The 10,216-nt window shown below is 69.7% G+C and carries 10 protein-coding genes and 1 pseudogene; 4 read left to right on the forward strand and 7 right to left on the reverse strand.

What is annotated here, in order from left to right; translation table 11 throughout:
• Positions 1-23: 23 nt before the first annotated feature.
• From ASF52_RS04895 to ASF52_RS04910, 4 genes are all read left to right on the forward strand, one after another.
• Complete coding sequence (locus ASF52_RS04895; protein WP_056168573.1) at positions 24-209, forward strand: hypothetical protein; 186 nt, start codon at positions 24-26, stop codon at positions 207-209.
• Positions 209-427 carry a hypothetical protein gene (locus ASF52_RS04900; protein ID WP_056168577.1) on the forward strand — a complete coding sequence of 73 codons (219 nt, stop codon included), beginning with the start codon at positions 209-211 and terminating at the stop codon, positions 425-427. Before ASF52_RS04895 ends, ASF52_RS04900 begins: the two co-directional genes overlap by 1 nt.
• Before the next feature lie 75 nt (positions 428-502).
• A complete protein-coding gene (locus ASF52_RS04905; protein WP_056168580.1) occupies positions 503-823 on the forward strand; it encodes a hypothetical protein in 321 nt (106 codons plus the stop codon).
• 131 nt (positions 824-954) lie between these two features.
• Complete coding sequence (locus tag ASF52_RS04910) at positions 955-2,634, forward strand: lysine--tRNA ligase (protein ID WP_056168584.1); 1,680 nt, start codon at positions 955-957, stop codon at positions 2,632-2,634.
• 289 nt (positions 2,635-2,923) lie between these two features.
• On the opposite strand, the gene ASF52_RS04915 is transcribed toward ASF52_RS04910, so the two are convergent.
• From ASF52_RS04915 to ASF52_RS04945, 7 genes and pseudogenes are all read right to left on the reverse strand, one after another.
• Positions 2,924-3,814 carry an SDR family NAD(P)-dependent oxidoreductase gene (locus ASF52_RS04915; RefSeq protein ID WP_443136654.1) on the reverse strand — a complete coding sequence of 297 codons (891 nt, stop codon included), beginning with the start codon at positions 3,812-3,814 and terminating at the stop codon, positions 2,924-2,926.
• Between the two features lie 16 nt (positions 3,815-3,830).
• Positions 3,831-4,010: a DUF1328 domain-containing protein gene (locus ASF52_RS04920; protein WP_056168587.1), complete on the reverse strand. Its 180-nt coding sequence runs from the start codon at positions 4,008-4,010 to the stop codon at positions 3,831-3,833.
• A 113-nt stretch (positions 4,011-4,123) separates the two neighbouring features.
• Entirely contained in the window at positions 4,124-5,446 is a 1,323-nt protein-coding gene (locus tag ASF52_RS04925; protein ID WP_056168590.1) for a chloride channel protein, read from the reverse strand.
• Positions 5,447-5,544: 98 nt separating this feature from the next.
• Positions 5,545-6,942 (reverse strand): deoxyribodipyrimidine photo-lyase, encoded by a 1,398-nt coding sequence (locus tag ASF52_RS04930; protein ID WP_056168594.1) that lies wholly within the window; start codon positions 6,940-6,942, stop codon positions 5,545-5,547.
• Positions 6,943-7,390: 448 nt separating this feature from the next.
• Positions 7,391-8,500: a TRAP transporter substrate-binding protein gene (locus ASF52_RS04935; RefSeq protein WP_056168597.1), complete on the reverse strand. Its 1,110-nt coding sequence runs from the start codon at positions 8,498-8,500 to the stop codon at positions 7,391-7,393.
• A gap of 136 nt (positions 8,501-8,636) precedes the next feature.
• Entirely contained in the window at positions 8,637-9,722 is a 1,086-nt protein-coding gene (locus ASF52_RS04940) for a branched-chain amino acid ABC transporter substrate-binding protein (protein ID WP_056168639.1), read from the reverse strand.
• 266 nt (positions 9,723-9,988) lie between these two features.
• Positions 9,989-10,216, reverse strand: a pseudogene (locus tag ASF52_RS04945) (polysaccharide biosynthesis/export family protein); the annotation flags it as partial.

The following is a 10,216-nucleotide window of genomic DNA, read 5'->3' on the forward strand; positions in this document are numbered from 1 at the left end:
GTTCGATGCCCAGAGGAGGCCGCATGACCACCAAGGCACCGCCCGTCCCCCCGGCCAACCAGTCCGACAAGGGGCCCGGAAGCGCACCCGACGCCCCCCTCGCCACCGGGCCCAAGGGTTCGGGCCAGACCCGGAACCCCGACACGATCGGTCAGGCCGGCAATTCCAAGGTGAACACCACCCATCAAGGCCATCAGCAGGATCGGTAATGAGCACCTCGAAGAAGACACCTGCCGCCGACCGGCATCACGGCGGCCCCGGCAGCAGTCACCAGGACGCGAGCAAGCCGCAAGCGGAGACGCGTGACGGCTCGAATCCCGGCAGCCCGACCAGCGATGCCAAGTCCCACGTCTCGGGCGGCGGCGGAGAACGTGACCGTCACCACGCCCACGACGCGGACGGCAACAGTCCCGCCCGGTCGCACTGACATCGTTCCCCCAACGCGATCTGCCCCGGCGCGGATTCGTCCCGGGGCGAAGCCGAATGAGAGAGTGAGCGCAGCATGGCGAACGCGAACAAGCACAAGATGGGGCCCGGCACCCAAGGCAAGAGCTCCGGAACGGGCGCGATGACCGATCTCCCGGAGGGCATCCTCCCGGAAAACATGGTCCTGAGCAATCGCGACAAGGCCCAGCACAGCGACGAGCGCGGCCTCGACAGCAAGAACGTCCAGACCGAGCAGTATCAGGACCACGTCGGCAACCGCCTGGCCGACGACGTGGGCGCCGAGGCCACGGGCGGCGACAACGTCAGCGGATCCACGAGCCCCATGACCGATACGTCCGGCGACGCGAGCAGCCTCACGCGTCAGCAGAACGGCTGAAGCGCCCGCCGCCGGAACCGGTCCGCACGCTTCAGGGGTTCGAAGACGGGATTGCGTTGGCCTGCCGGCGCAATCCCGCTTAGGGTGACGCCCTTCCGCCAAGGCGCTCACTGGAACCGAACCCCGGCCTCATGTCGTCCTCGACTTCGTCCCCGCTCGCCCTCGACCCCACCCTCATAGAGGCCGCCGTCTCCGCCACCGCGTGGCCGTTCGAGGAGGCGCGCAAGCTGTTGGCACGGCTCGAGCGAAACCCAAAAAGCGAAGTGCTGTTCGAGACCGGATACGGCCCCTCGGGCCTGCCGCATATCGGCACCTTCGGCGAAGTCGCCCGCACCTCCATGGTGCGTCACGCCTTCCGGGTGCTGACGAAGGACAGCGTGCCGACGCGGCTCATCGCGTTCTCGGACGACATGGACGGTCTGCGCAAGGTGCCGGACAACGTGCCGAACAAGCCGATGCTCATCGCGGCCCTCAACCAGCCCCTCACCAAGGTGCCGGACCCGTTCGGCACCCACGAGAGCTTCGGCGCACACAACAACGCCGAGTTGCGCCGCTTCCTCGACGCGTTCGGCTTCGACTACGAGTTCCGCTCGGCCACCGAATGCTACAAGGCCGGGCTGTTCGACACGGCCCTGCTGACTGTGCTCGACCGCTACGAGGCCGTGATGGCGATCATGCTGCCGTCCCTGCGCGCCGAGCGCTCGGCGAGCTACTCGCCGTTCCTGCCGATCCACCCTGTGACCGGGGAGGTGATGCAGGTGGCCATCGACGAGGTGCGGTCTGGCGCCGGCACCCTGGTGTGGCGCGACCCGAAGACGGGGGAGGCCTACGAGACCCCCGTGACCGGCGGCCATGCCAAGCTTCAATGGAAGCCCGACTGGGCCATGCGCTGGGTGGCGCTGGGCATCGACTACGAGATGGCCGGCAAGGATCTCATCGATTCGGTGAAGCTGTCGGGCGAGATCGCCCGCGCCCTCGGTGGCGAACCGCCGGAGGGCTTCAACTACGAGCTCTTCCTCGATCGTGAAGGCCGCAAGATCTCGAAGTCGAAGGGCAACGGCCTGTCCATCGACGACTGGCTCGTCTACGGCACCGCCGACAGCCTGGCGCTGTTCATGTACAACAAGCCCCGCGAGGCCAAGCGCCTGTTCGTGGAGATGATCCCGCGCCAGGTCGACGACTATCTCGGCTTCCTCGAGAAGTTTCCCGGCCAGGAGCCGGCCCAGCAGCTCGGCAACCCGGTCTGGCACCTGCACGCCGGCCGGCCGCCGGCGGCCGAGGCGGTCGGCAAGGGCGGTGCGCTCAACTTCGCCATGCTCCTCAACCTCGCGGCGGTGGCCAACACCGAAGATCCGGCGGTGCTGTGGGGCTTCATCCGCCGCTACGATCCGGATGTCGGCCCGCAGACCCATCCAGTCCTCGCCCGGCTCGTCGGCCACGCACTCGCGTATTTCCGGGACGTGGTGCGGCCGCAGAAGACCTACCGGGCGGCGACGGAGGCGGAAGCGGCCGCCCTCTCGGACCTGTCCGAGACCCTGGCGGCGCATGAGGGCTCGACCGATCCGGAAGGGCTCCAGGCCATCGTGTACGAGGTCGGGCGGCGGCACTTTCCCGACCTCTCGGGCAAGGCGAAGAGCCCGGACGGACGGCCCGGCGTGTCGCAGGCCTGGTTCACCACCATCTACAACGTGCTGTTCGGCGAGGCGCGCGGCCCCCGCTTCGGTTCGTTCGTCGCCCTCTACGGCGTGGCCGAGACGCGGGCGCTCATCGCGGAGGCCCTGTCGGGGGCCTTCGTGCCCACGGAAGCATGAATCGGCTGTCCGCACGAAGAATTGCGCAACAAAACACCACCCCTTCGGCGGCCGGCGCATCATTGTGCTTGTCGCCAGGGGGCGGGGAGGCTAGAAGCCGCTCCACCGAAGACGAAAAAAGGCCGCCCCGGTGAGGGAGCGGCCCGAAGTCTAGGGAGGAAACGCCCAAGAAGGGCACACCGCGGCGACGCCATCGCTGCGGTGCATGTGACTGAGATGCCATTTTGCACTGCACCCTACAACGCCCCCGAATGAGGGGATGGGTATGCGCGGAATGCATTCAGGCCGGTCAGGTCGCCGCCGCTCCGGATGACGCGGCCGTCGAAGGCAGACCGAGCTGGTCGAGGCTCAGGTGCCAGACCCGTTCCTGCAGATCGGGATCGGCGGCCCGGCGCGAGGTCGCCACCGGGCGCGAGCGCGCGAAGTAGAGTCCCGTCACACCCGCGAGCTCCGGTGCGCTCGCCACGTGGATCGACGTGGCCGCACCGGCGACCGGCGAAGCCATGAACGGGCGGATCAGGCGCCAGCCGAAGCCGAACCAGCCCCCGGTGCCGGCGGCGAACCCACTGGCGATGACGCCGGGATGCAGGGCGTTCACTGTCACGCCCGTGCCGTCGAGGCGGCGGGCGAGGGCCTTGGTGAACAGCACGTTCCCGAGCTTGGCCTGGGAATACACCGTCATGGCGGAGAAGCCGCGCGCATGGCCGATGTCGTCGAAGGCGATGCGCCCACGGGTGTGCGCCGCCGAGGCGACGTTGACGATGCGCGACGGCGCGCTCGCCTTCAGCAGGTCGAGAAGTTCGAGGGTGAGGCACACATAGGCGAGATGATCGAGCGCCCAGGTGCGCTCGATCCCGTCCTCCGTGAGCCGATGGCTGTCGAAGATCGCGCCGGCGTTGTTCACGAGCACGTCGAGGCGCGGATAAAGCGCCCGGACTTCACCGGCGAGACGCCGGATCTCAGCCTGTGCGGAGAGGTCCGCCACGAAGGCATCGACCTGTGCACCCGGGACCGCCGCCTGGATCGTCCCGACCGCGTCACGGGTGCGGGCGGCATCGCGACCGACGAGGCCGACCCGGGCGCCCCTTCGGGCGAGGCCGAGGGCCGTCTCGAAGCCGATGCCGGAGGTCGCGCCCGTGACGAGGCAGATCCGATCCCGCATCGGCGCCGCGCCGGTCATGCCGCCCGCCACGGGATCAGAAGACCGCCTGCCCGACGGCGAAGGCCACGACCACGATGACGATCGCCACCACGAGGAACAGCCCGAACAGGATGCGCGCCAGGGAGCCCGCGCCCGAGGCGATGCCGGTGAAGCCGAGACCACCCGCCACGAGGGAGATCAGGAAACAGATGAGGGCCCATTTCAACAGGGTCATGCGCAGCACTCCAGCACGCGGGAACGAGCGATAACCCTGCGGTCACGCTTCCGTTCCCGCCAAGCTCGCGGATTCGGTCGGGCGTCCGGGGTCGGCCCGGTCGTCGGGCCGCATCAGCCGGCCTGACGGTTCTCCGCCCGCGCCAGCAGGCCCGCGGCCAGGGCATGGTAGAGCCCCTCCGGGCAGATGGATTTCGAGACGGCGTCGCTGATGAGGGCGGCGATCATGAGGGGGATCATCAGGGCGTGGCCCTGGGTCATCTCGGTGACGATGACGAAGGCCGTGATGGGCGCCTGGAGCACGCCGGTGAGGTAGGCCACCATGCCGACGAGGACGAGGGCCGCCACGGGCACCCCCGGGAAGGCGCCCTGGAACACGGCGCCGAGGCCGGCCCCGACGCTGAGGGAGGGCGCGAACAGACCGCCCGGAATGCCGCTGATGGCCGAGAACAGGGTCGCGAGGAACTTCAGGGGCGCGAAATCGAGGGCGCCGCCACCGGCGCCATGGAGGAGGGTGCGGGCCTCCTCGTAGCCGGTGCCGTAGACGGCGCCGCCCGAGGCGAGGCCGCACAGGGCGACACCGAGGCCACAGGCCACCGCGAACACGATGGGCCGGCGCGCGATGACGGCGCCGGGACGCCCGGGCAATCCGCGGGCGAACAGGATGACGACGCGGGCGAACACGCCGCCCGTCAGCCCGCCGAGGACGCCGATCACCGGCACGGCGATCCAGCCGGGGCCGAACGGGAGGGCCGCGTCGGTGGTGCCGAAATAGGTGTAGTTGCCGGTGATCGCCAGGGCGGTGAGGCCGGCCGCCACGATGGCCGCCACGATCAGTCCGCCGGTCCGGGCCTCGTAGGCGCGTCCGAGTTCCTCGATCCCGAAGACGATGCCGGCGATGGGCGTGTTGAAGGCCGCGGCAACCCCGGCGGCCCCACCGGCGAGGATGAGACCGGGCTGGCGATTGGGGGTGAGGTGGCCGACGGCGGCCATGATCGCCGCGCCGACCTGGACGGTCGGGCCCTCGCGTCCCGTGGAGGCGCCGAACAGCAGCCCGAGCGCCATCACGACGATCTTCCCCGCGGCCGTGCGCAGGGAGACCAGGGCCCGCCGCAGGGACGCCGTAGCCGTGTGGCGCGCCGCGATCACCTGGGGAATGCCCGAGCCCTGTGAATTCGGGAACACCGTGCGGGCGAGGTAGGTGCACAGGCCGAACCCCACGGGCGTGACCGCGAGGGCCATCCAGGGCGACAGGGACAGGATCATCCGGAACCCCTCCTGCGCCGCATCGGCGAGCTTGGCCATCAGGACGGCGGCGAGGCCGACGCCGATGCCGCCGAGGAGGAACAGCAGCCGCCGCCGCCAGACCGCGAAGGCATCGACGGCCCCACTGCGCAAACGTGTGATGGCGGGGCGGATGCGGGAACGGGACGGCATGGGTGGGGGATCCGGCGTTGCGGCGCACGGCGCCTCAGGCAAGGCGCATACCCGGCGCCGGCCCGCCTTGCATCACCCCTCTCGAATCACGCCTTGCATCACGCCTTCACGCCTTCCGCCGCGCACAGCTCCGCGACGGTCTTCAGGTAGGCCTTGGCGTCGAATTTCTTCAAGGAATTCTCGCTCTGGTAGCGCACGGTCCCGAAGACCTTGCGCCGGGCCCAGGGGCGGTCGTGCAGGCCGTAGACCCAGGCGACGTTGGTGAACGAATTGGCGTCGCGGCCGTCGAGGAAGTAGCGGTTGTTGAGGCGCAGGGTGCGCCTGAATCCTTCCTCGGGGGAGGGCGACCAGTCGAGGATCTTCTTGCCCCAGTACATGCGCAGGTGGTTGTGCATGTAGCCGGTCTCGCGCATCTCGGCCTGGGCCGCGTTCCAGTGGACGTCGTGGGTCTCGCCCGCGGCGAGTTCGGCCTCGGTGTAGGTGTGCGGACGCGGATCGTCGGCGTGCTCGGCCAGGGTCTTGCGCGCCCATTCGGGCACCGCGTCGGCGTAGGACTCGTAGCCCTTCGTGTAGTGGACGTGGTTCATGGCGAGCTCGCGCCGCACGATGAGCTCCTCGAGATAGGCGGTCTTGTCGTCGTCCCCGCCGGTCCTGGCGGCGCGCACGGCGAGCGCGATCTCCACGGGCGAGATCTGGCCGAAATGCAGGTAGGGGCTCATGTGCGAGGCCGCGCCCGCCTCGGGCTTGTTGCGCTCGGCCCCGTAAGTGGCGAACGGGCCGGCGAGGTAGGCCTTGAGGCGCCGCCGCGCTTCCGTCTCGCCGCCCGTGAAGCGTTTGACCGGGGGAACGTCCCGGTCGAGGGTCATGCCGGCCAGCACCGCGTCCGGGTCGGCGATGTCGATCTCGGCCTTCGGCAGGCCGCGCCCGGCCCTGTGCTTCACGGTGCGCTCGGACAGACCGACGATATAGTCGTCGAACAGGCGGTTGAGCTTCGGCCGCAGGGTGCGGGCGGCGTATTCGTGCTTGGTCGAGGCCACCTCGACGGGAACGACGACATCGCCCTCGACCTGGACGATGCGGGTCTTCACCGCCGCCACGATCTCCCCGTACCAGCGCTTCTGGATGGCGAGATAGCCGCGGTCGAGGACGAGCAGGGCGGCGTCGCGGGCGAGGTCGATGGCGATCTCGGCGGGGGAGGCCTTGCGCAGGCAGAAGCCGATCCCGCGCCGGTCGAACCCGGCCCTGGCGTCGGCGAGGCCCTGCAGCAGGAAGGCATAGTGCCGGGCGTTGGCCTCGGGAAAGCCGTTGGCCCCGTCGAGGAGGCCGAAGCACGCGACGACCGGCACGCCGAGGCGGTTGGCCTCCGCGACGGCGTATTCCAGCGCCGGGTTGAAATGGGCGCGATTCGCCTGCTGCAGCAGGTAGACGACGTAGGCCCCGTCCGCGCGGGGTTCCACGTCGTTCAACACCCTGATTCGTCCTGCCTGTATCGTCATCGTGCCCGCCGCATCCCGTGTGGTGCTGAAAATGTAGAGCCTCGGCGACACGCGCGGCGGCGGCGGATGAGCACGGCCTTCGGCCAGATCCGCACCGCGGACCGGTCTTTGTCGCGCTCGAAAAACCCCTTGGCATCAGGGCGTTGACGCTGGCCCCGCCCGTCTCGATGCGGCTCGGCGACGTTGCAGGGACGCCACCGGGGGCCTGCGACATTTTGGAGACAGACGGATTACAACGTGTCGGGTTGCACGAAAAGCGACAGGGGTGCTGCCCCAACGGCCTTGCATTTCCGAGCGGGAGGATCAGATTGTGCATTGCGGGAACGCGATGGCGTCGCGCTCCCGTTGCCCTTCTTGGGCGTTTCCTCCCTAGACTTCGGGCCGCTCTTCGGAGCGGCCTTTTTTTCGGCGCGATGCAGGTCCCCCCGCGCGGGCGCGGATCGTGAAGTCATCCCCGTGCGCGGGCGCGGATCATGAAGTTGTCGTAGGTGTACTCGGCGACCTGGAACCAGAGGTATTCCTCGTTCCGGAAGGTCCGCATCGCTTCGTAGATGCGCTTGAAGTCCGGATTCTTGCCCGCGATCTCGTTGTAGACATCCGTCGACGCCTTCAAGGCGGCTTCCATCACCTCCTGGGGGAACGGACGCAGCTGCGCCCCGGCGGCGACGAGGCGGCGCAGGGCCTTGGGATTGCGCGCATCGTACCGGGCCTGAACCTCGGCGTGGACCTGCGCGGCCGCAGACCGCAGGATCGTCTGATACGCCTTCGGCAGGGCCTTCCACGCTTCGGCGTTGAACCAGACGTGGATGAGGGCGCCGCCCTCCCAGAAGCCCGGATAATGGTAGATCGGCGCCACCTTCTGGAGGCCGAGCTTCTCGTCGTCGTAGGGGCCGATCCATTCGGCGGCATCGAGGGTCTTGGCTTCGAGGGCGCCGTAGATCTCCGGACCGGGCGTCGCCTGCGGCACGGCGCCGAGCTTGGCCAGGACCTGGCCACCGAGGCCGGCGATGCGCAGCTTGAGGCCCTGGAGATCGGCCGTTGCCTTCACCTCCTTGCGGAACCAGCCTCCCATCTGCGCGCCGGTGTTGCCGGCCGGCAGGGCCACGAGGCCGTTGCGGGAGAAGATCTCGGCGAACAGGTCGGCGGCGCCGCCGTCGAGCCACCACGCGGACTGACCCCGGGCGTTGAGGCCGAAGGGGATGGCGGTGGCGAGGGCGAAGGTCTGGTCCTTCGCCACCCCCTGCGTCGCGGGCGCATAGCCCATCTCGACGGTGCGGGCCGCGACGGCATCGAGGATTCCGTCCCCCGGCACCGGCTCGCCCGGTCCCTGAACCTGAATCTGGAAACGGCCGTCGGTCGCCTCGGCCACGAGGCGGCCCAGGGTCTCGGCAGCGCCGTACAGGATATCGAGGCCCTTGGGGTACGCGCTGGCGAGGCGCCAGCGCAGCTCCGGCGCCCCTTGCGCGAGGGCGGGCGCGGCGACGGCCGCCGCACCGCCGAGACCGGCGGCGAGGAGGGCGCGCCGGGGGAGGGCGCGTCCGGAGAGGGGTGGGGGCATGACGCCTCGCTTCACAATCGATCCACGCACCGGAGAATCGGCGCGGGCGGCCCGTCCGGCCATCGGTTCACGAACGGGGACGCGCCCGAAACGATCCCGTGCCGGGTCATTTGGCGAAGAATCATCGGGGCCGGGATCATTTGGCGTAAGCGAAGGTCCCGTCGTTCCAGACGTAGAGAACGTAGCCCTGCGCCGTGACGTCGCCCTTGGCGTCGAAGCCGACGGAACCGAGCACGAGGTCGAAGCGCTCGGCATGCAGGGTCGCGGCGAGGCGCTTGGAATCCTGGCTGTGGGCGAAGTTGCCCGCCGCCACCAGGGCCTGGAGGGCGGCGTAGCCGTAGATCGTCGAGCCCTCGGGCTCGACGCCCTCGGCCTTGAAGGCGGCGACCACGGCTGCCGCCTCGGGCTTGCGGCGCGGGTCGAGGTAGAAGGTCATCAGCACGCCGTTGCTGGCCGGTCCCGCGATGGTAGCGAATTCCTGGGTGGCGATGGCCGAGGTGCCGAACCATTGCGGCCTGTAGCCCCGCTCGGCCGCGATCCGCACCAGACGGCCCATCTCGCGGGCGTCCCCGCCGTAATACGCCACCGCGATGCCGGCTTCCTTGAGGCGGTCGGCCAGCGCCGCGTCGTCGGCGTCGCTGGAGGCGAAGGCCGTGGCGAGGGCCTCGTTGATGCCGATGCGGTTGAGGTTCTCCTTCGTCGCGGCGGCGAGGTTGCGCGAGCCCGGCGTGAGGTCGTTGAGGATGGCGATCTTCTTTTCGCGGAAGCGCTCGGCCAGGATCGTCGCCGACAGCTTGACCTGGTCGTCGTCGCGCCCGCAGACCCGAAAGATCGTCGGCAGGCCGCGATCGGTGAGCTTGGCGGCCACGGACGCCGCCGTGATCATCAGGGTGCCGTTGGCGGCGTAGACTTCCGAAGCGGCGAGCGAGGCGTTGGAGCAGACATGGCCGACCACGAGGCGCACGCCCTGCGCGGCGTAGTGGTTGGCCACCGCCACGGCCTTGTTGGAATCGCAGGCGTCGTCCTGCACGTCGAGGACGATGGTCTGGCCGTCGAGGCCGCCCTTCGCGTTGGCATCGCGGGCCGCAGCCTGGACGCCGCGCAGAACCTGCTCGCCCACCGCCACGTAGGCGCCCGAGCGCGGCACGGCGACGCCGATGACGACGTCCGCCCGCGCGGCCCCGGCCGGCAGGAGGCTCACCGGCACGAGGCTCAACAGCAGGAGGCCGGCCGCCCACCGCCCATCGAGCCCGAGGCGCCGGGTCGCGCGTCTGAACCTCGTCTCGCCCCGTCTCACGCCTCGTTCGACCTCAGGAAGGTTTCAGCGGATCTACCGAAGACAATGCGGGGCTCGCACCCCTTGGACCGCCCGACCCGTGCGGGAAGCTGCACGAGAACGCAAGTCTGGATTCGTGCCGCGCTCCGCAACGGGCGAACCCGGCGCGGACCATCGCCCCGAGGAAGACCGCTCCGGCCCGCATCGTCCTCTCAGCGGGCGGTGGCGTAGAGGGAGGCACCGGCGGCGACGGGCGCGGTGACGGTGGAGAACACCGACAGGACCTTCTGAACCTCGGTGAAGGGGGCGTTGGAGACGTAGACGAGGTCGCGGTTGCGCATACGGAAGGCCTGGGTGAGGAACAGGCTGTTGGGGTCGCGCATGTTGATCCGGTAGACCACGGGCACCAGCGGCGTGCCGAGCAGCGGGCTGCCGGGCTT

This window comes from Methylobacterium sp. Leaf112 (genome assembly GCF_001423295.1).
GTDB lineage: Bacteria > Pseudomonadota > Alphaproteobacteria > Rhizobiales > Beijerinckiaceae > Methylobacterium.